Genomic DNA, 23,286 nt, shown 5'->3' with positions numbered 1-23,286 from the left:
GGCGCGGTCATGAACGATCAGGCTCAAGTGCTCAAGGCCGCCGCTGAACTGGTGTCGGCCTTCGCCCGCAATGACCGTGACGCCTACTTCGGCGCCTTCACACCCGACGCGAGTTTCGTGTTCTACACCCTCGAACAGCCTCTGCTGTCTCGCGATGCCTACCAGGCGTTGTGGGACCGCTGGCGGTCCGAGGATGGCTTCGAGGTGCTGTCGTGTACCTCGAGCAACGCCTTCGTCAGCCTGCAAGGGGACGTGGCGATTTTCATCCATGACGTGGCCACCGAGTTGCGCATGCAAGGGGAGCGACACTTTAGCCAGGAGCGCGAAACCATTCTGTTCCGCAAGCAGGAAGGACGCACACAAGAACAACAGGGCCTATGGCTGGCCTGCCATGAACATTTGTCCGCTATGCCGGAAGGGCTGCCACCCCCTTAGCCAAACAGACGACGCTCGCACACGATGGGCGCGCCTTTATGATCGGAGCAGATCATGCATAACAATAATGACAAAAGCCTTACGCAAATCGAAACCAACGGGGTCGAACAGATCCCGGACCATGAGCGAACCGCTGGCCCGACGGATCTGTTTCGACTGATCTTCGGCGGCGCCAACACCTTCGCCACCGCCGTGCTCGGCAGTTTCCCGGTGCTGTTCGGCCTCTCGTTCCAGGCCGGGGTCTGGGCGATTGTGCTGGGGGTGGTGCTCGGTTCGATCATCCTCGCGCCCATGGGCCTGTTCGGCCCGCTCAACGGCACCAACAACGCGGTGTCCTCCGGGGCGCATTTCGGCGTACACGGGCGGATCGTCGGCTCGTTCCTGTCGCTGCTGACGGCCATCGCGTTCTTCTCCCTGTCGGTGTGGAGTTCGGGAGATGCGTTGATCGGTGGCGCCAAGCGTTTGATCGGCGTACCGGAAACCGACTTGAGCCTGGGCCTGGCCTACGGCCTGTTCGCCTTGCTGGTATTGACGGTGTGCATCTACGGCTTTCGCTTCATGTTGTGGGTCAACCGCATCGCCGTGTGGGCCGCCAGCCTGCTGTTCCTGCTGGGCATCGTCGCCTTCGCGCCGGCCTTCGACAGCCAGTTCGCCGGCACCGTCGGCCTCGGCCAGCCGGGCTTCTGGGCGGCGTTCATCGGCGCGGCACTGGTCGCCATGAGCAACCCGATTTCCTTCGGCGCGTTCCTGGGTGACTGGTCGCGTTACATCCCGCGCAACACGCCCAAGCGACGCATCATGCTGGCGGTGATCGCCGCTCAACTGGCGACGCTGATCCCGTTCCTGTTCGGCCTTGCCACGGCCACCATCGTGGCGATCAAGGCACCGGACTACATCGCAGCCAATAACTATGTGGGCGGCCTGCTGGCGGTTTCGCCGGGCTGGTTCTTCCTGCCGGTGTGCCTGATCGCGGTGATCGGCGGCATGTCCACCGGCACCACGTCGCTGTATGGCACCGGGCTGGACATGTCCAGCGTGTTCCCACGAGTTCTGTCGCGGGTCAAGGCAACACTGCTGATCGGCGTGCTGTCGATTGCCTTCATCTTCATCGGGCGCTTCGCCGCGAACCTGGTGCAGAGCGTATCGACCTTCGCCGTGCTGATCATCACCTGCACCACGCCATGGATGGTGATCATGATCATCGGCCTGCTGGTGCGCCGCGGCTTCTACTGCCCGGATGATCTGCAAGTGTTCACCCGTGGCGAAACCGGCGGGCGCTACTGGTTCAGCCACGGCTGGAACTGGCGCGGCCTGGGGGCCTGGATTCCCAGCGCGCTGGTGGGGCTGTGCTTCGTCAACCTGCCTGGGCAGTTCGTCGGACCGCTGGGCGAACTGGCCGGTGGCATCGACATCGGCCTGCCGGTGACCCTGGGCCTGGCCTCGGTGATTTACCTGGTGCTGCTTGGGTTGTTTCCCGAGCCGGCGGCGGTGTATGGGCCGGATGATCCGCGTAGCAAGGGTTCTTCGGTGCCAATCGAGAAACCCTCCCTCAGACAGACCGCCTGACCTGAGCAAACGAAATACCCGTGGCGAGGGAGCTTGCTCCCGCTCGACTGCGCAGCAGTCGCCATCAGGGGCAGCTTCGCAGCCCAGCGGGAGCAAGCTCCCTCGCCACAAAAGCGCGTTCACACAGAGGTTGCAGTGCCAGGGCACGGTACCAACCGACTTCACTATAAAAAAGACAATCGGAGACACGCCATCATGGCTTTGGATTTAATCGTCGTTCTCATCTATGCCACCGGCATGATTGCCCTGGGTTGGTACGGCATGCGCCGCGCCAAGACTCGTGACGACTACCTGGTCGCCGGGCGCAACCTTGGCCCGGGTTTTTACCTGGGCACCATGGCCGCCACCGTTCTGGGCGGCGCCTCCACCATCGGCACGGTGCGGCTGGGCTATGTCCATGGGATTTCCGGGTTCTGGCTGTGCGGCGCCATCGGCCTGGGCATCGTCGGCCTGAGCCTGTTCCTCGCCAAGCCGCTGCTCAAACTCAAGATCTACACCGTGACCCAAGTGCTGGAGCGCCGCTACAACCCCGCCGCACGCCACGCCAGTGCACTGATCATGCTGGTTTATGCGTTGATGATCGGCGCCACCTCGACCATCGCCATCGGCACGGTAATGCAGGTGTTGTTCGGCCTGCCGTTCTGGGTGTCGATCCTGGTGGGCGGCGGTGTCGTCGTGCTGTATTCCACCATCGGCGGCATGTGGTCGCTGACCCTCACCGACATCGTGCAATTCTTGATCATGACCGTCGGCCTGGTGTTCCTGCTGATGCCGATGTCCATCAGCGATGCGGGCGGCTGGGACGCGATGGTGGCGGCCTTGCCGGCCAGCTACTTCGATTTCACCGCGATTGGCTGGGACACCATCCTCACCTACTTCCTGATCTACTTCTTCGGCATCTTCATTGGCCAGGACATCTGGCAGCGGGTGTTCACCGCCCGTAGCGAAGGTGTGGCGAAAGTGGCCGGTACCGCCGCAGGCCTGTACTGCGTGCTGTATGGCCTGGCCGGAGCATTGATCGGCATGGCGGCCAAGGTATTGCTGCCGGACCTGGAAAACGTCAACAACGCCTTTGCCAGCGTCGTCCAGACCAGCCTGCCCAACGGCATTCGCGGGTTGGTGATTGCCGCAGCCCTGGCGGCCTTGATGTCCACCGCCGCGGCCGGCCTGCTGGCAGCCTCCACCACCGTGGTCCAGGACCTGCTGCCGCGTCTGCGCCAGGGTCGTGAAAGCGGCAATGGCGACGTTCATGAAAACCGCATCGCGACCCTGCTGCTGGGTGTGGTGGTGTTGGGCATCGCCCTGGTGGTGAGCGATGTGATCAGTGCCCTGACCCTGGCCTACAACCTGTTGGTGGGCGGCATGCTGATTCCGCTGATCGGTGCCATCTACTGGAAACGCGCAACCACAGCCGGCGCGATCACCAGCATGTCACTGGGTTTTCTCACTGCGCTGTTCTTCATGATCAAGGACGGCTTGGACGCCAATACGCCGATCTACTACAGCCTGAGCGTGGCACTGGTGAGTTTTGTGGTGGTGAGTCTGTTGTCGCCTCGGTCGAAGGTGATGGCCAAGGCGGTCTGAAAGCAGTTTTTCTTCGAGGGTGTGGCGTCGATTGCCACACCTTTTTTTTGCTTTTTTACCGAAGCAGCCAGCCCAAACACTGTCCCCGTGGCGAGGGAGCTTGCTCCCGCTGGTGCGCGAAGCGCGCCCAAAGCCAGACACCTCGGGTGTGCCAGATAAGTTGAGCGCCCTGTTTTGGGGCTGCTGCGCAGCCCAGCGGGAGCAAGCTCCCTCGCCACAGGTTTAGCTACAAAACAAAAAAAGATCGCAGTCTCAGGCTGTTTCAACTGAAACAGCCTGAGACTGCGATCTCTCCGATATTCGCGGTGTCTTTACCGACGGCGCGGCTGGCGGCGGCGCTGCTCGTCATCGGTGCGGATAGGGATCGGTTGCATGGGCGGCTCGATCAGGCCGAGCGCGACACCCAAGTCGTGAAGCCAGTTCTGGATTTTCTCTTTCATCGTGGTGCCCCCTTCAGGGTGGTACGAGCGGCAAAATTCTGTGGCCCCTTCGCACTGATAATAGTCCGAAGTCCTACGCAATGCTCGTCACACATTGCAATGATCTGTTACTGAATTGATCCAAATCCACCTCCCGGAGTTCAAGCTGATCGCGTCGTCATCACGGGCGCCCGCGGCCAGGCCTGTTGCTGCAGTTCAATCCAGGCGGTGAGATTGGCCCCCACCATCCCTTTGCGCCACATCAGCCAGGTCGTGGCACTGGCAAACGGCTCGGCCAACGGATGCATCCTCACACGCTCGCGGCCCGGCAGGCTGGCGAGCATCGACTCGGACATCAGCGCCACCCCGGAGCCGGCAATCACACAGGCCAGCATCCCCTGATAAGACTCAATCTCCATCGCCCGGCCCATGGCCGCATGGTCATGGGCAAACCAGGCTTCCAGACGCATGCGGTAGGAACAGCCCTGGCGAAAGGTGAATACCGAGCGGCCCTGGACATCCAGCGCACTGCGCACTGGCGGGTGATCGGCCTCGGTGATCAGCACCAGCCGCTCGTCGCACAACGGCACCCCGTCCAACCCCGCCAGCTCCAGCGGGCCGTCCACCAGCGCCGCGTCAAGGCGCCCGGTGAGCAAGCCTTCGAGCAATTCACCGCTGGGCGCCGACTGCACCTGCAAGTTCACCGCCGGGTACGTGCGGTGATAACCGGCCAGCAGGTCCGGCAAATGAATCGCCGCCGTGCTGTACATCGTACCCAACACAAAATCCCCGGCCGGTTGCCCGCCCTGCACGGCAGCATGGGCTTCGTCGTGCAGAGCAAAAAGCTTGATCGCATAGTCCAACAGGACTTTTCCCGCTGGCGATAGCTGCAAACGCTGACGCTCGCGCAGGAAAAGATCTACGCCCAGTTGCTCCTCAAGCTGCTTGAGCCGGGTCGAGAGGTTCGACGGCACCCTATGCAGCCGCTCGGCGGCGCGGGTAATGGAGCCTTCCTCGGCCACGGCCTGGAAAATCCGCAATTGGCTGAACTCCACGACATTCTCCAAAAATGAACAAGTTACTCACTATTATTCATTTTTAATGAAAGTCAATCAGTCCTAGCCTGACGGTCATTCGCCTCAACGCTGGAGACCCGCCATGTCACCTCTGATTCGCCTGCTCGGCAGTTTCATCGCCCTGATGATGGCCATGGGCATTGGCCGCTTCGCCTTAACACCGCAGTTACCTCATTTAATCGGCGAAGGTCAGATCGACTTGACCGCCGCCGGTCTGATTGCCGCTGCCAACTACCTGGGTTACTTCCTCGGCGCGCTGGACGCCATGTTCGCCCGCCGTCCGGAACAGGTGCGCCGGCGTTTGATCGGGGGCCTGTGGCTGTGCATGCTGCTGACCCTGGCTTCGTTCTGGGCCTGGGGCTTCTGGCCACACTTGGCACTGCGCTTTGGTACCGGAGTGGCAAGCGCCTGGGTGTTGGTGATGATCACCGCCCTGAGCCAACCCTTGGCTGCGGCGGCGGGACGGCCACGGCTCGGCGCCCTGGTGTTTGCCGGCCCAGGGTTGGGGATTTTTCTGACCGGCTTGCTCGCCTTGGGCTCGAACCTGCTCGGCCAGACCTCCGCGACCCTGTGGCTGGTGTATGCCGGCGTGGCATTGGCGATGCTGCTGGTGATTCTGCCCATTCTGCCGCAACCCGCCGCAGCCGCGACCGCTACAGCGCCCGTCAGCGCCTCGCCGAACCGTGGCATCGCTCGACTTGGCGTGGTGTATGCCCTGTACGGCTTGGGCTACATCATTCCCGCCACCTTCCTGTCGCAGATGGCCTCGGCGCAGTTCCACGGGCAATGGCAAGCAGACCTGTTCTGGCCCTGCTTCGGTCTGGCCGCCGCCACTGGCGTGTTGCTGGTCAGCTTGCGTCGTCCCAACCCGAACACCACCGGTCGCTGGCTGATCGGTACACTCTGGCTGCAAGCCGCCGGAGTATTCGCCTGCCTGCTGGGCAGCGGGCCGGGGCTGGCGCTGGGCGTAATCCTGTGTGGAGCACCATTCCTGGCCTGCATGCAACTGGTAATGCTGCGTTCCCGGGAACTGGCACCCCACGCCACCCAGCGCAACGCGGGCCTGTTGACCGCCTGCTTTGCCTTGGGCCAGCTCAGCGGGCCATTGCTGGCGGCGTTGAGCAGCCACTTCAGCGGTGGCTTGCAACCGGCGCTGATCATTGCCGGCAGTGGCCTGCTGCTGGCCGGCGGGCTGTTACTGCGGCCCGCCAGCCGGGGTACGGTGAGCCCTTGCGCCCAGACCGCCCTGCGTTAATCAGGCCTGGCCGAGCGATGGGCTCAGGTGCACGGTTGAGTCACGCCGTGCCAAGGCGAAATACAACACCCCGCCCAGGAAGCAACCGGTGAACCAGGCGAAATTGGCCATCGGTTGCAACATCGGCGTGAAGGTAATCGCCACGCCCATCAACGTCGCCGGCACCAGCGCCTTGACCGCCGTCCAGTTGATGCCGCCGCTGTAGTAATAGCGCCCGCTGGGCCCGTCATTGAACAGCGCGTCGACGTCGATCTGCTGCTTTTTGATCAGGTAGTAATCCACCAGCAAGATTCCGAACAGCGGACCGATGAAGGCTGCCAGCACGTCCAGGGTGTAGTGGATCACTTCGGGGTTGTTGAACAGGTTCCACGGCGTGATGAATATCGATGCAATCGCAGCAATCATGCCGCCGGCACGCCAGCTGATCTTGCTGGGGGCGACGTTGGCGAAGTCGAACGCCGGGGAAACAAAATTGGCGACAATATTGATGCCGATGGTGGCAGTCACAAAGGCAAAGGCGCCCAGCAACACCGCCACGTCGTTGTCAATACGCGCCACGGTGGCGATCGGGTCATGGAGCATTTCGCCGAACACCGGCAACGTCCCGGAAACAATCACCACGGTCACCAGGGAGAATGCCAGGAAATTCACCGGCAGCCCCCAGAAATTGCCACGGCGCACGTCCGACATGCTCCGGCAGTAGCGACTGAAATCACCAAAATTGAGGGTCGGGCCGGAGAAGTACGACACCACCAACGCCGTCGCGACGATCACCTGACCGAACGCTTGCCAGCCGGACAAGGACTTCTCCGCCAGAGTGAAATTGATGTTGCTCCAGCCGGCTTTCCATACGATCCAACCCGCCAACAGGAACATCACGGCGTACACCACCGGTCCGGCCCAGTCGATAAAGCGACGGATCGACTCCATACCGGCCCAGAACACCAGCGCCTGGACGAACCACAAGCTGAGGAAACCGAACCAGCCCAAGTAGGACAATCCGGCAAATTGCGGCGTGGCATAGACTTCCATGGAAGGAAAAAACCGCAGCACCACAATGATCAGCGCGCTGGAAGCCAGGTACGTCTGAATGCCGTACCACGCCACAGCGATCAAGCCGCGGATCACCGCAGGAATATTCGCCCCGAATACCCCAAACGCCAGGCGACAGATCACCGGATACGGCACCGCCGCTTGCTGGCTCGGCTTGGCAACCAGGTTGGCGATCAACTGCACGATGCAGATGCCGCAGAGCAACGCAATCAACACCTGCCAACTCGCCAGCCCCAACGCGAACAGGCTTGCAGCGAACACATAACCGCCGACACTGTGCACATCACTCATCCAAAACGCGAAAATGTTGTACCAGTTCCATTTCTGCGGCAGCGGACCCAGGTCTTCGTTATAGAGACGAGGGCTGTAGCCGTTGGGCAGTTGCTCGGACATTGCGAGGCTCCTTTTGAGGACCGCCGTGCCCCCGTATCAACCTGCTCACCATACTGCGCACGGGAGCCGGCATGGTTTGTATACGGGTTGCTACGCAGAATGCGTGCCAGAGGTGGGGAATATGAGACAAACTGCGGTGTGTGGCGGGGACTAAAGCCGGGCAGGAGCAGGCACGCGCCCACGAACAGGGCGCGGGTGCATGCTAAAGGTGCAGGGTTTTGTATACAGAGGAGAGCCGAACACCGCTCCTGTGGCCAGGAGATTTTGAGGAACGGCGCACCGCTGTGGGAGCAAGGCTTGCTCGCGAAACAGGCGCCTCGGTATCAGAAAGACCGCATCGTCTCCATCGCGAGCAAGCCTTGTTCCCACAGCGGCCTCCCCTGGCCACATGAATCCTTATTTGCCGTGGCTCGACTGAAGATCAGCTCAACTCAATCCGATCAGCATGAATGACAATTTGCCCATTCTTGTAGAGCGCACCAATGGCTTTCTTGAAGTTGCCCTTGCTGACACCAAACAGGCTGCTGATCAGCACCGGGTCGCTCTTGTCGCTGACCGGCAGCGTGCCGTTGTTTTCGCGCAACTTGGCGAGGATCTTGGCATTGAGGCTGGTCGCCGCTTCCTGACCCACGGGTTGCAAACTCAAGCTGATCTTGCCGTCCGGGCGGATTTCCTTGATGAAACCTTTTTCCTGCTTGCCGGCGCGCATGAACTTGAAGATTTCGTTCTTGTGAATCAGGCCCCAGTGCTTGTTATTGATGATCGCCTTGAAGCCCATGTCGGTGGCTTCGGCGACCAGCAAATCGACTTCCTGCCCCGGCGTGTAGTTGGCCGGGGTCTTGTCCAGATAACGGTCCAGACGCGCCGTGGCGGTGATGCGGCGGGTGTGCTTGTCGAGGTAGACGTGCACCACGCAATATTCGCCGGCGGTCATCTGGCGCTTTTCTTCGGAATACGGCAGCAGCAAGTCCTTGGGCAGGCCCCAGTCCAGGAATACACCGATGCTGTTGACTTCAACCACTTTCAGGCTGGCAAACTCACCGACCTGAACCTTGGGTTTTTCCGTGGTAGCGATCAGTTTGTCGTCGCTGTCCAGATAAATAAAAACATTGAGCCAGTCTTCATCTTCGCTGGGAATATCCTTGGGGATATAACGATTGGGCAGCAGAATTTCGCCGTCCGCACCGCCGTCCAGATATAAACCGAAGTGAGTGTGTTTAACCACTTGCAAACTGTTGTAACGCCCGACTAAAGCCATTTCCAATACCCTCATTGCGTGGGCGGCATTCTACCCGGTTTTGCGGCGTGATTCGTGGCCTCTGGCGCGGGCGGCCGGAAGGGCCTTGTGCAGCCGTTGATTTCCCTGGGTTTTCCTCGCGTATGCGGCCATTCGTCAGGCGGACAACGGCCCTCCAGGCCGTTTCGGGCAGCCGTTTTTAAGTTATACAGTCCAAAGGGTTGCTATTTAAAACAGTGGCTTAGGGCAATAATGACGGCATAAACCGCCCCTTATTCCAGCGCCCGGCGTGATAATTGAGGGAGTATATTTGCCAAGCAATTGTCAAGTATTTCCTGTACGATGCCTGGCCCAATTAATTATTTACAGGTTAATGGCCGTCATGCGCGTAAAAGCATCCAACAGCAAAGCAAAGCCCGCTCCAGCCGTGGAAACCAGCGAGTCTATCAACGACCAGATCGCTGCATTCCTCAAGTCCGGCGGTGAAATCCAGCAAATTGCCAAGGGCGTCAGCGGCCAGACATTCGGCCCGTCCAAGCAGATCAGCCTGGGCAAAAAGTAACCCGCGCGTCACCTGGTCCCAAAGCGCTTTGAGCTTCGAAGCGCTTGGACTGGAACCTCCCCGCTTACCCTCATCCTGCAAAAATCGACGAACGGCCCTCGCTGCCGAGCTTTCGCCGGTATGCTTGCACCTCTCTAGCTCAAGTGTTTCAGCTTGATGACCGATCCTGCTCCTCGCTATCCATGGAGTGAAGCATGCGCATTCCCATTGTCTCCCTGACGCTCAGCCTGCTGGCGTGCCCCTTCGCCCATGGGCAGGTGTTTCAGCGCGAGCTCGGCGACTTCGACCTCAAACTCGGCACCACGCCCAGCCGCAGCATGGCCCAGGGCCTAGTCACGCCGTCGAGCACCGGCTCGTTTCATGGCGGCCTGGACCTGAGCCACGACAGCGGCTGGTACGTGGGCCAATGGTCGCCCAGCGTTGGCCTGAGCCCATCGAGCAATCTTGAAGTCGATTCCTACATGGGCTTCAAACAGCCCTTCGACCAGACCCTGGGTTACGAAATCGGTCTGATCCACTACAGCTACCCCACCCTCGACACGCTCGACAGCCAGGAATTCTTCGGTGGCCTGACCGTACTGGGCAGCCGTTTCGGCGCGGCCTTCAGCAACGACCCGGATAAACAGAACAGCACCTTGTTTGCCGACCTGGGCGGCAACGTGCCGTTTGGCATTGGTGTCAGCGCCAAATACACCACCCACCAGTACAACTCACCCGTGTCGGTGGAGGACGGTTATGTAGGCAGTTTCAGTGACTGGTCGTTGAAAATTTCCCGCCCCTGGAGAGGCATCGACCTGGACCTGATCTACAGCGACTCCAGCCTGAGCGGCAGCCGTTGCTCGGCGTACTCCGGCCACAACAGCGAATGCGACGGCCTGCTGACCCTCAAGATGGCCCACCCTTTTTACTAAGCGTTACTTATTCGATCGGCTGAACTGCCGCGCACCTGCCATGCTCAAACAAGACAGTTACGCCTTCGCAACCCATGCCTTCGCAAGGACTCGCTCATGTCGCGCTGGTTCACCCGCATCGCCCTGCTCATGGCCCTGCTGCTCACCGTCACCGCCTGCAGCCGCGTGGGCCTGGCCTACCGCAACCTCGACCTGATCATCCCCTGGACGCTCAACGACTATCTGGACATCAATGGCGAGCAAAAGGACTGGTTCAACGACCGTCTCAATGAACACTTGAACTGGCATTGCACCACACAACTGCCCGGCTACCTTGACTGGCTGGACCGCTTGAAGAACATGGTGCAAACCAACCAGGTGACCGACCAGGCCCTGCAACAGCGTACCCGGGAAGCCAAGGCCGCCATCGCCGAAACCGCCCGGGAAATCACCCCGTCGGCCATCGAGTTATTGCAGGGGTTGAACGACGATCAGGTCGCGGACATGGACGCCGCGTTCGTCAAAGACCAACGCAAACGCCAGCAGCAATACCTCAAGCCGACGTTGCAGCAGCAAATCCAGGAGCGCAGCGAACGCATGGAGAAACGCCTGAACGACTGGCTCGGCCCGCTCAGCGAAACCCAGCGCCAACGCGTGCAGGCCTGGTCCCGCGCCTTGGGCGATCAAAACCAGCAATGGATCGCCAACCGCGCGCACTGGCAAAACCAGTTCAGCGAAGCTGTGGCGCAACGCCACAGCCCCGATTTCCCCAAGCGCATCGAGCAACTGCTGGTCGACCGCGAAAGCCTCTGGACCCCCGCCTACCGCCAGGCCTTCGACAAAACCGAAGCCCAGGCCCGCAGCCTGCTGGTGGAGGTGATGGCCGACAGCACCCCGACGCAACGCGAACACTTGCTGAGGAAGATCGACCGGGTGAAAAAGGATTTCAGTGATTTGAAGTGCCTGAAGGCAGCACGCTCATAACACCACTGAGATGCATGTGGGAGATCGAATGTGGGAGCGAGCTTGCTCGCGATAGCGGCAGAACAGGCAACAGACCTGTTGATGTCAGACCGCTATCGCGAGCAAGCTCGCTCCCACAGGGCTCAGTGCAGGCCTGTCAGGCAATCTGCGCCTTCGAAGCCACCTCATCAAAAGTAAACTCATCCAGCGCATCTTCCTGCTCATCCAGCACCTGGCGCGGATGATCATTGCCCGGGATGCTGCTGTCGATCAGGCTCAACAACCGCGAGCCACGGGGCGTCAGCACAAAGTTCTCGCCGTTACCGCCCTCTTCCTCCGGCCGAGGCTCGATATAGTTACGCTCCAACAGCAGCTTTTCGTACTCCCCGGCGACCGCTTTCAGATGATCGAGGTTCTCGATCGGCTCGCCTGCGGCTGCCTTCTCTGCCGCGTACTGCTCCGCATAAGGCCGAGGGGTAAAGCTGTGGCCGGCGCCGTTTTGCACTTCGTGCAACAACCGTTCGATCAAGTCCCAGTTATAAGTCGTCATCCTGGTCCATCCTCCAAAGAGTGAGATGCCTACTTAAAGTGTGACCCAGGCGCTGCGCTGCCGTTCAGCCGGGCTTACCGGTGGGCTATTGCCCAAGCCGACCAACGGCCTGTCGAATTCACACTGGGCCAAACGACCACTGACAGAAGTGCCGAATCAGCGGCTCTGCCACGCAGGAGAATTCACCATGAACGTAGAAAATCATGCCGTCGTCTCGCGGGAAGAATGGCTCACCGCCCGTCGCCAGCACCTGATCCACGAAAAAGCCTTCACCCGCGAACGCGACAAACTCAGCGCAGAACGCCGCGCCCTGCCCTGGGTAAAAATCGAAAAACCCTACCGTTTCCAGGGCCCCAACGGCGAACTGAGCCTGGCCGACCTGTTCGGCGGCCGCAGCCAACTGATCATCTACCACTTCATGTTCGGCCCCGGCTGGACAGAAGGCTGTGATGGCTGCTCATTCCTGTCCGACCACATCGACGGCGCCAACCAACACCTGGCCCACCACGACGTCGCCGTGGTCGCGGTGTCCCGCGCGCCGTTCGCCGAGTTCCAGCCGTTCAAACGTCGCATGGGCTGGGTCTTCGACTGGGTCTCGTCAGAAGGCTGCGACTTCAACTACGACTTCGGCGTCAGCTTCAACCCCGAAGACACCGCCGCCGGAAAAGCCACCTACAACTACGAAAAAACCGACACCACCGAAGGCGAACTCCCCGGCCTGAGCGTCTTCTATCGCAACAAAGCCGGCGATATCTTCCACACCTACTCCACCTACGCCCGTGGCCTCGACATCCTGGTCGGCACCTACAACTACCTCGATCTCACGCCCAAGGGCCGCAACGAAGACGAAATCATGGACTGGGTGCGGCATCACGATAAATACGAAGAGGCCAAGCCCCATAGCTGCTGCCACAGCTGATGCGCCAACCTGCCCAGTCGAGCGCGAACCCTGTGGCGAGGGAGCTTGCTCCCGCTCGACTGCGCAGCAGTCGCTTGCTTTAAGCCGACAAATGCCATGCCAAACGTCCTACGTAGAGCTCGGAAATCGGTGTCTTGTGGCCTTAAAGCGGGCCAGCCTATAGTCCCTCGTCGCCCAAAAGGCGATTCGGGTTTGGCGACTCGATTACAGAGAATGCGAAAGCTACCGGCTGATTGCAGGTACCGACGCACCCGCAAAGCCGCTATATTCCACGGCGGCTGTGCGCGGGAGATCTTCGGATCTGCCGGTTTTCTCTGTAACCGGTTCGCCAACCTGCGCACAGCCACCACCCAATCGTTTGGCGACGACTGAGTGATGGCTTTCAGCCAATCAAACAGAGATCTTCAAAATGAATCGATACATGCCCATCACTGGCATCGACTGCGTCCCCGCAACATTGCTCATCGATACCGAAGCCCCGCTGGACGTCCTTTTCGAAACCGCCGACTACCGCATCCGCACCGTGACCCAGGTGCTGGAAAACATCGCGTTCCGCTCGGATATCAGCTCCGATACGGTGGTGCTTTCTGATTTCTGCAAGCTGCTGACGATATCGCTTCGCGATGGATGTGATGTGTTGGATGTGATTGGGAGGCGGCTGCGGGCGCAAGCTGCTGAGTAACGAAAACGGGCGACCTCTGGGTCGCCCGTTTCACTTTCTAATTAATGGAATAACAAGGCACACGCTTGACCCTAAATATGCAGCCTTGCTTTTTCTGTATTTTACAGACTACATTTCATGAAGAAGATCGAATCTAGCAAATTCCGATCCTGGCTGAAAAAGCTCAAGGATGGCACCGGCAGAGCTCGTATCACCTCACGGATCAATCGACTGATAGAGGGTTTACCTGGCGATGTCGCCCCAGTCGGTCATGGTATCAGTGAGCTACGAATTCACTACGGGCCTGGCTACAGGGTGTATTTCTACCAGCAGGGCGACGTGCTGGTGATTCTGCTTTGTGGCGGTGACAAGGGCAGTCAGAGCCGCGACATTGAAACCGCCCACCAGATCATGCAGACGTGGAGAGCACAAAATGACTGAGACTTTTACAGAATTCGATCCCGCAGAATACCTCAGCACTCCCGAGGCCATCGCGGAGTTCATGAGCGATGCCCTGGAAACCGGCGATGCAAGTTATATCGCCAAAGCGATGGGGGTAGTCGCACGAGCCAAGGGGATGACCGAATTGGCCAGGGAAACGGGCCTGTCGCGCGAACAGCTATACCGTTCCTTCAGCGAGCATGGTAATCCCACTCTGAAAACACTCCTGGCGGTCATGAAGGCACTTGGCGTCGATATGACGGCTCGGCCACACACGCACACTGCGTCGTAGTCCTAATGGAAAGGTGACTGAAATGGCAAGAAAACTGGAAAAACGGGGCGTAGACCACGGTTAAGGGGCTGCCCCCGCTAGGCCGGTGTCAGATCACATCTAGGCTTCTACAATTAACAAGAGACATTCAAACCGCAAGCAGAGATAAAATCACGTATCGGTATATCAAGAAAGCTACTCTCTCCAGCGGAAAGAACATCTTGCAATGTGACGATACCTTTTTCAAAGTCCAAAGAAACGTCAAAGCAATTAAACTCGAACTCCCTAAGCAGAACGCTCTTTGAGCACATCCGCTCATCAAAGGCATCTTTCAAAATAGAGCGAACGCTGTCGTCCAACTCTTGGGCGACAAATCGTTCTATTAGTGTGCCGCCACTGCTCATAACCATTCCTAACTAGTACGGGAATGCAGTCTGAATCACACCATCCCGAACATTTATTTTGATTGTCGATGTTGGAGCGCCTGAGACGTTTGTTCCAATCACCTTACCTGCGTTGTACTCAATAACGTGGGGAATACGGGGACAGACCCTGAGGGACCCCGAATTTTCTTACGCAAAATCAAGAAGTTGGAATATTGAAGAGACCTGCATGAGTCGGCAGCTTGTGTTGCACCACACAAAACAAGATCCCGCCCCATGCAGGCCATCCGATTCTTACACAGCGCGCTAGCCCAAGCACTTCCTGGTGTTCATTCTCGTCGTCTGAAAACGTTGATGTGTTGTGTCAGCGCATTACTGCGAGGACGTCGGCTCACTCTGACGGGGCTTGGTCGATTCTTGCCAAGCAAAGCCTATCCCAAACACACCATCAAACGAGTGGATCGGTTACTGGGTAATCGGCATCTGCAAACCGAGCGCCCGCTGTTCTACTGGGTCATGCTGCGAGCCTTGTTGGGCTCGCTGAAGCATCCGTTGATCCTGGTTGATTGGTCACCCATTGATGCGGCTGGAGAGTTCTTTTTGTTGCGCGCTGCCATCCCGTTGGCAGGACGCTCGTTCCCGATCTACGAAAGCGTTCATGAGCGCGAGGGTTGTCCCAGATATCAAAAACGATTGCTACAAACGCTTGCCGAAATGCTCCCCAAAGACTGCGTTCCGATCCTTGTGGCTGATGCAGGTTTTCGCCGGCCATGGATCAAAGCCGTCGAGGCGCAAGGCTGGTATTACGTGGGGCGCGTGCGTAACCGGGATCTCTACCGAAATGAGTCAGACACTTGGCTGCCCGTTAAAAACCTCTACGCTCTGGCATCGTCTTCACCGAAGCCACTGTCCACGCCGAATCGAAGTGCTTTTGCTGATCTCGGCTCTGGCTAATTACATTGCTTTTTAACTGGGTTGCAGGCCCGCGAGGCGGGTCATGAGCGTCGCTTTCAAAGCAATAACCTTAAACGCCGACGAGTGCTATCGCTGTGGCGGCTGGGCTTGGAATACTGGCGCTGCGGACGCGGCTCAAATTCTCGAAGCACCTTGGAGAGGCTTGAGCACGCGTTGCGAGCAGAGGTACATCAAGAGGCGCAGGCATTGGAGTAGATTTGTGGGGATCCCTCAGGGTCTGTCCCGGTTTTCCACAGACCAAACATAAACATCCCCACCTACCCCCAATTAAAATCAGGTGAAATGGTGCAGACCAGCCCAACCGAAACAAGAATATTTCGAACTCGCAAAACCTCCTCTGCCTGTCCGACAAACACGAGAGAACGTCCATGCTCCAGTGTCTTTCTAGCTGTTAAAAAATTACAACCCAGCACCTCAGACACAGCTCTAATATGGACCACATTTTTATAGTCACCACTACAGCAGACCTCATACTTCGTCTCATCAACCTTAATATCGGGGATATGTGTCGTCACTACCGACCACCCGCAATTAGTGCACTTTAACCCCTGAGTACTAGCCTCTTCAAAAACCTTCAACTCCCCTCCACATCGTTCACAAGCTATAAATTCTGATTTTTTCATTATGGCCTACCAGGATTAAATACCTTGAAAGTTCCTTGATTTGAAGCGGTACTCGCTCCGACTGTAGGTGTAACTGACGTTCCACCAGCCAAAAGGCAAGTTGTAATAGAGCATGGCGTTGTTGGAGGTGTGTTGGTGGTCGGTCATCGCATCGTGACCACCGCGCAACATCAACTGGTCGGCCAAGCCCAGCGGGCTGTCCCACTCAAAGCTGGTGCCCCACTGCTGCTCGCCTGTGCTGCGCTGGCCGTCGTTGCTACGCGACAGCCCGGCACGCCAGGCCTTTTGTACTTCGTTGGTGACGCGCACTTCACTGCCACCGACGTTCTGGCCGGGGGTCAACTCCATCTTCGCCTGATTCGATGGCAGGCGATTGAGCTGATCGACCATCTGCTCGATCTCTCGCAGGTTGACCAACTCGCCGGTCTTGCCAGGAAAGGCCATCGCCAATTCACGGTCCGAGAGCTTGCTGTTCTCGGCGCCCTTCAAGCCTTCAAGCCGTCCTTCCACCACCAGCACGCTTAAATGCCCACCGGACAAATCCTGCTGCGGTAAATAGGCCCGGCTGGTGACCAGGCCTTTTTCGATGTAGTGATCGGTGATGACTTTGAGCAGCTCATTGAGCTGCGTCACGCCCAGGCATTGGCCGATGTGAGGTTTGAGCAACCGCTCGCGCTCACTGGCCGAAAGACTGTCGGCACCTTTGAGTTCGATGGTCTTGATGGGGAAACATCGGGCATCGGCAGGCGCTGTTGGCTGGGCCGGTTTCTCCGCCTTGCCGGGTAAGTCCTTGAGTTCTTCCAGACGTTGACGCTGCTCTTCGAGCAAGCGGTTCTGACGCTCGCGGATAAGGTCGGTTTCGCCGGGGGTGGGGGCAGCGTGAGCAAGGGGAAGCGGAGAAAGGCACAGCAAAGCTACGCACAACCTCGCCCAAAGTAAGGGGGAGGACATGTTAGATCCCTCTAGCAAAAACGATATCAAAATAGTGGCGCGATACTAATTAGCCATCATTTTGACGTCAACTATTTGTTTGAGTCCGCGGGACTATTACCGAAACCATCCATCTGAAATAAGACGCCTCCCCCACGGAAGTACGAAAGGTCCGATGCGGAACCGGAAACTGCCTGCGAGAGGGACAGAAACAATCGCGGGCGTGCCTCGCAACATCCAGCCAATGAACTTTCCACCCTCGCGTGGCCTCAACCCCTTATCAGCCCAACAAGGAATACGAGGCCCCTGCCATGAAAACCCTCCTCAAACTCACCCTCGCCGCCACCCTCAGCTGCGCCCTGCCTGCCTGGGCCACTTGCACGCCCGAGCAAGCCACCGCCAAGCGTGAACAATTGGCCAAGGAAGTGACCAGGCTCACCGAACAGAACCCGGAGAAGGCTAAGGAAATGAATAAGGAACTGCAGGCCATGGACCTGGAGACCGCCAGCAAAGATGTGCCGGACAAGTGCCAGTTGATTGATGAGCGTCTTCAAGAGCTCAAGAATGCGGAGAAGAAAGCGGGGTGACGCCCGAAGCAGGGCACAGCTTGCTTTGGTGGCGAGGGAGCTTGCTCCCGCTGGGTGCGAAGCGCCCCCTGAAATCGAAGCGTCAACTCGTTAGATGATTGTAAATTCCACTTTGTTGGGGCTGCTGCGCAGCCCAGCGGGAGCAAGCTCCCTCGCCACGGGTTTTGCGTCAGATTCAGTTATCCATAAAAAACCGGACTCAAGGTCCGGTTCTTTTATCAAGCGCTGACGCAGCTTCACTCAGCCGCTGGCGCCTCCGGCTTGCGGCGCTTGAGTGGGGCCATGCCGTCCTTGCTGACCAGCGACAAAGCGTCGGTCTTCGGGCGGTTGGCGATCTTGCGCTTGGTCGGGGCCTTGGCGCCGGTTTTCTTCTTGTCGCCCTTGGCGTCGACCTTTTTCTTCTTCACGCCAACGGCCTTGCCCGAGGCCTTGACCTTTTTCGGTCCGCCGTAGGTGCCTTTGACTTCCTTGATGGTGCGGCGCTCGAAGCTCTGCTTGAGGTAGCGCTCGACGCTCGACATCAGGTTCCAGTCGCCATGGCAGATCAGCGAAATCGCCAGGCCATCGTTGCCGGCGCGTCCGGTACGACCGATGCGGTGCACGTATTCGTCGCCGCTGCGGGGCATGTCGAAGTTGATGACCATGTCCAGGCCTTCCACGTCCAGGCCGCGGGCGGCGACGTCGGTGGCGACGAGGATTTTCACGCCGCCCTGCTTGAGACGGTCGATGGCCAGTTTGCGGTCTTTCTGGTCCTTCTCGCCGTGCAGCACGAACGCCTTGTATTCCTGGGCCACCAGGCGACCGTAGATGCGGTCGGCCATGGCGCGGGTGTTAGTGAACACGATGGCTTTTTCGTAGGTTTCGTTGGCCAGCAGCCAGTTCACGATCTGTTCTTTGTGCTGGTTGTGGTCAGCGGTGATGATCTGCTGACGGGTCGTGGAGTTCAGCTGGCTGACCGCGTTGAGCTGCAAGTGCTCAGGGTTGTTCAGCACCTTGGCGATCATTTCCCGCAGGCCCGAACCGCCGGTGGTGGCGGAGAACAGCATGGTCTGCTGGCGGTTGGTGCATTCGTCCACCAGGCGCTGCACGTCTTCGGAAAAGCCCATATCGAGCATGCGGTCGGCTTCGTCCAGCACCAGTACTTCGACTTCTTTCAGGTCGAGGTTGCCGGCGTTCAGTTGCTCGATCATCCGCCCTGGCGTGCCGATCAGGATGTCCGGTACTTTGCGCAACATGGCGGCCTGGACCTTGAAGTCTTCGCCACCGGTGATCAGGCCAGACTTGATGAAGGTGAACTGCGAGAAGCGTTCCACTTCCTTGAGCGTTTGCTGGGCCAGTTCACGGGTCGGCAGCAGGATCAGGGTCTTGATGCTGACACGAACCTTGGCCGGGCCGATCAGGCGGTTGAGGATCGGCAACACGAACGCCGCGGTCTTGCCGCTGCCGGTCTGCGCCGTCACCCGCAGATCACGCCCCTGGAGCGCGAGCGGAATAGCCGCTGCCTGCACCGGCGTTGGCTCGACAAATTTAAGCTCGGCCACGGCTTTGAGCAGGCGTTCGTGCAGGGCGAATTGGGAAAACACGGGTGCTACCTCGAAGAAATGCAAAAAAACAGCTGCATAGGGTAACGGTTTCGAGCGCGAAGGCCGAGTTTCTTTATACGAACGGCGCTAATCAGTGGCTTTTTTGTGAGCCGATTCGTCATCAAGGGTCACTTAACCTGGCTTAAATGCTCTAATCGCACCGTCGCGTCTTTATAGAAGAACCGTTTCGTCCATGGACATCAAACAGCTCTGGGTCAACATTCAAGACCTTTGGGGTGCTCTCGATAAGCATCCCCTCCTGCATTCCAGCCTTGCACTGATACTGCTGCTGGTGATTGCCCTGGTGCTGGGGCGCGTGGCGCGCTACCTGATCCTGCACGGTGCCAAATTGCTGGGTCGCCAGCCGGCCCTGCACTGGGTCAACGACTTGCGCCAGAACAAAGTTTTCCATCGCCTGGCGCAGATGACGCCCTCGCTGGTCATCCAGTTCGGCCTGCACCTGGTGCCGGAACTGAGCAAGACCAGCATGATTTTCCTGGGCAATGTTGCCCTGGCTTTCACCATCCTGTTCATGGTGCTGGCCATCAGCGCCCTGCTCAGCGCCCTTCTGGATGTCTACGCCCGCACCGAACACGCCCGCACCCGCTCGATCAAAGGCTACGTGCAACTGACGAAAATGGTGCTGTATGTGTTTGGCGCGATCATCATTGTTGCCACCCTGATCGACCGCTCACCGCTATTGCTGCTGTCGGGTTTGGGGGCCATGTCGGCGGTGATTCTGTTGGTCTACAAGGACACCTTGCTGTCGTTCGTCGCCAGCGTGCAGTTGACCAGCAACGACATGCTGCGGGTCGGTGACTGGATCGAGATGCCTCAGGTGGGGGCCGACGGTGATGTGGTGGACATCACGCTGCACACGGTCAAGGTGCAGAACTTCGACAAGACCATCGTCTCGATCCCCACCTGGCGCCTGATGTCCGAGTCGTTCAAGAACTGGCGCGGCATGCAGCAATCCGGCGGGCGGCGGATCAAGCGCAGCCTGTTCATCGATGCCGGCGGCGTGCGGTTTTTGCAGGACGAGGAAGAACAGCGCCTGACCCAGGTTCATCTGCTGACCGATTACATCAGCCGCAAACAGGCCGAACTCAAGGCCTGGAACGAAGCCCAGGGCAACGTCGCAGCGATGTCGGCCAACCGCCGACGCATGACCAACCTGGGCACCTTCCGCGCCTACGCCTTGGCGTATCTGAAAAGCCACCCGGACATCCAGCCAAACATGACCTGCATGGTCCGCCAGATGCAGACCACGGCCCAGGGCATCCCGCTGGAAATCTACTGCTTCACCCGCACCACTGCGTGGGCCGACTATGAGCGTATCCAGGGGGATATTTTTGATTACCTGCTGGCGGTGATGCCGGAGTTCGGCTTGAACCTGTATCAACAGCCCAGTGGCATGGATCTGCGTTCGGGGCTGTTGCCCGCGGCATTGGGGGCCAGTCCTCTGCCGGAGCCGCAGAAGCAGGTGGTTTGACCTTCAAGTCGCAGAGATCCCCTGTGGGAGCGAGCCTGCTCGCGAAAGCGCAGTGTCAGACAACAGATACAGCGACTGATACGACGCCTTCGCGAGCAGGCTCGCTCCCACAGGGGGTCAGTGTGCAGGCAGCGGCTGGCGTACCCCCAACCGACTGATCCACACCGCCGCCAATATCACCGACCCACCCAGCAGCAACCGCCCCAGCGCCTCGTGCTGGTTCCAGATCAGCAGGTTCACCAGCAGCCCCACCGGCACATGCAAGTTGTTCATCACCGCCAGTGTGCCGCCGTTGACCATGCACGCGCCTTTGTTCCACCAGTAAAGCCCCAAAGCGGTGGAGACCAGGCCGAGGAATATCAGTACGCCCCATTGCAGCGGTGCTTCTGGCCAGAAATCCGCCTTGCCGAACATCAGGAAGGCCGGCAACGCCACCGCCAGTGCGCCGAGGTAGAAGTAGCCGAAACGCCGGTAGTGCGGCAGGTCGCTGGGATGGCGAGCGACGAGATGTTTGTACAGCACCTGCCCGGCCGCATAGGTGAAGTTGGCCAGTTGCAGCAGCAAAAAGCCCATGAAGAAATCCGGGTTGATCCGGTCGTAACGAATCACCGCCGCGCCAGCCACCGCCACCAGCGCCGCGATCAAGGCCCAGGGATTGAAGCGACGATTGAGCGCGTCTTCGATCAGGGTCACGTGCAGCGGCGTCAGGATGGTGAAAAGCAGGACCTCAGGCACCGTCAGCACACGAAAGCTCAAGTACAGGCACACGTAGGTCACGCCGAACTGCAAGGCGCCGATCAACAGCATGCCGCGCATGAACGACGGTTCCACCTGACGCCAGCGGGTCAGCGGAATGAACACCAGCCCCGCCAGCACAACCCGCACCAGCACCGCGAAGTAACTGTCGACATGCCCGGCCAGGTATTCGCCAATCAGACTGAAGGAAAACGCCTGAATCAGCGTGACAAAAAGTAGATAGCCCATACGCCCCTCGTTTCGGATGGCGGCGAAGATAGCGGTTTTTGCCGGTTGTCGCTAACCGCAGTAGCCAGCCCAGGCACTGAACCCTGTGGGAGCGAGCCTGCTCGCGATGGCGGAGTGTCAGGTGATTTCTCTTACACAGTCACACTGCAATCGCGAGCAGGCTCGCTCCCACAGGGTTGTGTGGCTGGCCTGGAATTGCAGGCAAAAAAAAGCCCGATCTCGCTAAAGCGTTCAATCGGGCGACTGCACTCAGGAGCAACAAGTGCCAAGGGAGGTTCGATGCGCAAAACAGCTTGAAGGGAGCGCCAGGCCACTAGACCACCTGGCGATTACCTGAGGATTAACGGATCAGGCGACCTGGGACAGCTTGGCGTTGGCCTGATTCAAGCCCTTCTCCTGGAAATCACCGCCCAGGTTCATGCCCTCGGCATGAATGAAGGTCACGTCGTGGATGCCGATGAAGGCCATGACCTGACGCAGGTAGGGTTCCTGGTGGTCGGAGCTGGCGCCAGCGTGAATGCCGCCGCGAGCGGTCAGGACGAAGGCACGTTTGCCGGTCAGCAGGCCCTGGGGACCGGTGGGGGTGTACTTGAAGGTCACACCGGCACGCAGTACGTGGTCCAGCCAGGCTTTCAAGGTACTCGGGATGGCGAAGTTGTACATCGGCGCGGCCATCACCAGCACGTCAGCGGCCAGCAACTCATCGGTCAACTGGTTGGAGCGTTCCAGGGAAGCGTTTTCGATGTCGTTGCGCTGCTCGACGGGCTTCATCCAGCCCCCCAGCAGATTGGCGTCCAGGTGCGGTACCGGATGGATGGCCAGGTCACGAACACTGATTTCATCGGCCGGGTGCGCAGCTTTCCATTGGTTGATGAAGGTCTGGGTCAGTTGACGGGACACCGAGTCTTGCTGGCGGGCACTGCTTTCGATGATCAGAACGCGGGACATGGGATGTAGCCTCCATCGGAGAATGTTGTCAGTCGATGGAGTGAAGCTTAAACATGGTTACATCGATCAAAAAGCGCAAATAATTGCTGCAAAACATCGATAAATTCGTTTATAAGCGGAGCAAGGATTGGCTCGCTCCTGTGTCACCGACTTATTTCGGCTGGCAGGTCAGTGTGATGCGCAGCTTGATGATGTTGCGGTTGAACTTGGCGGTGGCGTTCTTGAACTTGCCGGCGGCGACTTCGATCTTGCGGGTACGTGGTGCTTCAGGGCCGTTGCGAAACACCACAGTGCAGGCCGCGTCGGTGCCGCCGTAGTTGTTGACCTGAATGGAGCCGATGTCGGCGTCGGTATCATAGGCGGTGTAGTCGATGCTCAGGCCGTTGAGGTGTTTTTCCACATCGATTGGGTACGCGAACGCAGTCAGCGGCAACAGGGCCAGCACCACACAACAGATTTTTTTCATTAGGCAGTCTCCACCAAGGGACCGCCAGCTTAGGACAAGA

General features: G+C 58.9%; 24 protein-coding genes and 2 pseudogenes. 14 read left to right on the top strand and 12 right to left on the bottom strand.

Annotated elements, in window-relative coordinates; genetic code table 11:
- Positions 1-9 precede the first annotated feature (9 nt).
- From MKS85_RS17875 to MKS85_RS17865, 3 genes are all read left to right on the top strand, one after another.
- Positions 10-435: a nuclear transport factor 2 family protein gene (locus MKS85_RS17875; protein WP_076385888.1), complete on the top strand. Its 426-nt coding sequence runs from the start codon at positions 10-12 to the stop codon at positions 433-435.
- Positions 436-486: 51 nt separating this feature from the next.
- The gene (locus tag MKS85_RS17870; RefSeq protein ID WP_196304606.1) at positions 487-2,001 is read left to right on the top strand and encodes a cytosine permease; all 1,515 of its coding nucleotides are present in this window, start codon (positions 487-489) and stop codon (positions 1,999-2,001) included.
- Positions 2,002-2,196: 195 nt separating this feature from the next.
- Positions 2,197-3,585 carry a sodium:solute symporter gene (locus MKS85_RS17865; RefSeq protein ID WP_310663044.1) on the top strand — a complete coding sequence of 463 codons (1,389 nt, stop codon included), beginning with the start codon at positions 2,197-2,199 and terminating at the stop codon, positions 3,583-3,585.
- Between the two features lie 311 nt (positions 3,586-3,896).
- Here MKS85_RS17865 and MKS85_RS17860 read toward each other — a convergent pair whose 3' ends face one another.
- Complete coding sequence (locus MKS85_RS17860; RefSeq protein ID WP_256222727.1) at positions 3,897-4,025, bottom strand: PA1414 family protein; 129 nt, start codon at positions 4,023-4,025, stop codon at positions 3,897-3,899.
- Positions 4,026-4,165: 140 nt separating this feature from the next.
- Positions 4,166-5,059, bottom strand: a complete 894-nt coding sequence (gene ptrR / locus MKS85_RS17855; RefSeq protein ID WP_139050859.1) for a putrescine utilization regulator PtrR — start codon at positions 5,057-5,059, stop codon at positions 4,166-4,168.
- A gap of 103 nt (positions 5,060-5,162) precedes the next feature.
- Between ptrR and MKS85_RS17850 the strand changes: the two genes are divergently transcribed.
- Positions 5,163-6,335, top strand: a complete 1,173-nt coding sequence (locus MKS85_RS17850; protein WP_188252117.1) for an MFS transporter — start codon at positions 5,163-5,165, stop codon at positions 6,333-6,335.
- Here the strand turns inward: MKS85_RS17850 and MKS85_RS17845 are convergent, their stop codons facing one another.
- Positions 6,336-7,781 (bottom strand): NCS1 family nucleobase:cation symporter-1, encoded by a 1,446-nt coding sequence (locus MKS85_RS17845; RefSeq protein ID WP_076385898.1) that lies wholly within the window; start codon positions 7,779-7,781, stop codon positions 6,336-6,338.
- A 421-nt stretch (positions 7,782-8,202) separates the two neighbouring features.
- Positions 8,203-9,039 (bottom strand): S1 RNA-binding domain-containing protein, encoded by an 837-nt coding sequence (locus tag MKS85_RS17840; protein WP_047227905.1) that lies wholly within the window; start codon positions 9,037-9,039, stop codon positions 8,203-8,205.
- 352 nt (positions 9,040-9,391) lie between these two features.
- Here MKS85_RS17840 and MKS85_RS17835 point away from each other — a divergent pair, with 352 nt between their 5' ends.
- From MKS85_RS17835 to MKS85_RS17825, 3 genes are all read left to right on the top strand, one after another.
- Positions 9,392-9,580 (top strand): hypothetical protein, encoded by a 189-nt coding sequence (locus MKS85_RS17835; RefSeq protein ID WP_018607615.1) that lies wholly within the window; start codon positions 9,392-9,394, stop codon positions 9,578-9,580.
- Between the two features lie 194 nt (positions 9,581-9,774).
- Positions 9,775-10,491, top strand: coding sequence for a TorF family putative porin (locus MKS85_RS17830; protein WP_076385900.1), 717 nt, complete (start codon positions 9,775-9,777; stop codon positions 10,489-10,491).
- A gap of 96 nt (positions 10,492-10,587) precedes the next feature.
- Positions 10,588-11,454 carry a DUF6279 family lipoprotein gene (locus MKS85_RS17825; RefSeq protein WP_188252116.1) on the top strand — a complete coding sequence of 289 codons (867 nt, stop codon included), beginning with the start codon at positions 10,588-10,590 and terminating at the stop codon, positions 11,452-11,454.
- A 136-nt stretch (positions 11,455-11,590) separates the two neighbouring features.
- Here the strand turns inward: MKS85_RS17825 and MKS85_RS17820 are convergent, their stop codons facing one another.
- Entirely contained in the window at positions 11,591-11,983 is a 393-nt protein-coding gene (locus MKS85_RS17820; RefSeq protein WP_076385904.1) for a transcriptional regulator, read from the bottom strand.
- Positions 11,984-12,170: 187 nt separating this feature from the next.
- On the opposite strand from MKS85_RS17820, the gene MKS85_RS17815 reads away from it, so the two are divergent.
- The 4 genes from MKS85_RS17815 to MKS85_RS17800 all read left to right on the top strand — a co-directional run bounded on the left by MKS85_RS17815 (position 12,171) and on the right by MKS85_RS17800 (position 14,296).
- Entirely contained in the window at positions 12,171-12,902 is a 732-nt protein-coding gene (locus tag MKS85_RS17815) for a thioredoxin family protein (protein WP_188252115.1), read from the top strand.
- A 409-nt stretch (positions 12,903-13,311) separates the two neighbouring features.
- Positions 13,312-13,584, top strand: coding sequence for a hypothetical protein (locus MKS85_RS17810; RefSeq protein ID WP_003198952.1), 273 nt, complete (start codon positions 13,312-13,314; stop codon positions 13,582-13,584).
- A gap of 117 nt (positions 13,585-13,701) precedes the next feature.
- Positions 13,702-14,004, top strand: a complete 303-nt coding sequence (locus tag MKS85_RS17805) for a type II toxin-antitoxin system RelE/ParE family toxin (RefSeq protein ID WP_188252114.1) — start codon at positions 13,702-13,704, stop codon at positions 14,002-14,004.
- Positions 13,997-14,296 (top strand): addiction module antidote protein, encoded by a 300-nt coding sequence (locus MKS85_RS17800; RefSeq protein WP_188252113.1) that lies wholly within the window; start codon positions 13,997-13,999, stop codon positions 14,294-14,296. The genes MKS85_RS17805 and MKS85_RS17800 overlap by 8 nt, the downstream gene beginning before the upstream one ends.
- Positions 14,297-14,409: 113 nt before the next feature.
- Here the strand turns inward: MKS85_RS17800 and MKS85_RS17795 are convergent, their stop codons facing one another.
- Complete coding sequence (locus tag MKS85_RS17795; RefSeq protein WP_054916221.1) at positions 14,410-14,679, bottom strand: hypothetical protein; 270 nt, start codon at positions 14,677-14,679, stop codon at positions 14,410-14,412.
- Positions 14,680-14,934: 255 nt separating this feature from the next.
- Here MKS85_RS17795 and MKS85_RS17790 point away from each other — a divergent pair.
- Positions 14,935-15,828: pseudogene (locus tag MKS85_RS17790) on the top strand (IS4 family transposase).
- A 62-nt stretch (positions 15,829-15,890) separates the two neighbouring features.
- Here MKS85_RS17790 and MKS85_RS17785 read toward each other — a convergent pair.
- The gene (locus MKS85_RS17785; protein WP_188252112.1) at positions 15,891-16,256 is read right to left on the bottom strand and encodes a hypothetical protein; all 366 of its coding nucleotides are present in this window, start codon (positions 16,254-16,256) and stop codon (positions 15,891-15,893) included.
- 33 nt (positions 16,257-16,289) lie between these two features.
- A pseudogene (locus tag MKS85_RS17780) lies at positions 16,290-17,207 on the bottom strand (ShlB/FhaC/HecB family hemolysin secretion/activation protein); the annotation flags it as partial.
- Positions 17,208-17,497: 290 nt separating this feature from the next.
- On the opposite strand from MKS85_RS17780, the gene MKS85_RS17775 reads away from it, so the two are divergent.
- On the top strand, positions 17,498-17,773 hold the full coding sequence (locus MKS85_RS17775) for a hypothetical protein (protein ID WP_139050863.1): 276 nt from the start codon (positions 17,498-17,500) through the stop codon (positions 17,771-17,773).
- Between the two features lie 236 nt (positions 17,774-18,009).
- Here MKS85_RS17775 and MKS85_RS17770 read toward each other — a convergent pair whose 3' ends face one another.
- Positions 18,010-19,356: a DEAD/DEAH box helicase gene (locus tag MKS85_RS17770; protein ID WP_188252111.1), complete on the bottom strand. Its 1,347-nt coding sequence runs from the start codon at positions 19,354-19,356 to the stop codon at positions 18,010-18,012.
- A 193-nt stretch (positions 19,357-19,549) separates the two neighbouring features.
- Here MKS85_RS17770 and MKS85_RS17765 point away from each other — a divergent pair, with 193 nt between their 5' ends.
- Positions 19,550-20,848 carry a mechanosensitive ion channel family protein gene (locus MKS85_RS17765; RefSeq protein ID WP_047227913.1) on the top strand — a complete coding sequence of 433 codons (1,299 nt, stop codon included), beginning with the start codon at positions 19,550-19,552 and terminating at the stop codon, positions 20,846-20,848.
- Positions 20,849-20,965: 117 nt separating this feature from the next.
- Here MKS85_RS17765 and MKS85_RS17760 read toward each other — a convergent pair whose 3' ends face one another.
- The 3 genes from MKS85_RS17760 to MKS85_RS17750 form a co-directional block, all read right to left on the bottom strand.
- Positions 20,966-21,832 carry a carboxylate/amino acid/amine transporter gene (locus MKS85_RS17760; protein ID WP_139050898.1) on the bottom strand — a complete coding sequence of 289 codons (867 nt, stop codon included), beginning with the start codon at positions 21,830-21,832 and terminating at the stop codon, positions 20,966-20,968.
- A 348-nt stretch (positions 21,833-22,180) separates the two neighbouring features.
- Positions 22,181-22,780, bottom strand: coding sequence for an FMN-dependent NADH-azoreductase (locus MKS85_RS17755; RefSeq protein ID WP_047227915.1), 600 nt, complete (start codon positions 22,778-22,780; stop codon positions 22,181-22,183).
- A gap of 151 nt (positions 22,781-22,931) precedes the next feature.
- A complete protein-coding gene (locus tag MKS85_RS17750; protein WP_047227916.1) occupies positions 22,932-23,246 on the bottom strand; it encodes a hypothetical protein in 315 nt (104 codons plus the stop codon).
- Positions 23,247-23,286: the final 40 nt, after the last annotated feature.

The organism is Pseudomonas sp. JL2 (assembly GCF_031570495.1).
Classification (GTDB): Bacteria; Pseudomonadota; Gammaproteobacteria; order Pseudomonadales; family Pseudomonadaceae; genus Aquipseudomonas; species Aquipseudomonas rhizophila.
This window is presented reverse-complemented; position numbering and strand designations above follow the sequence as displayed.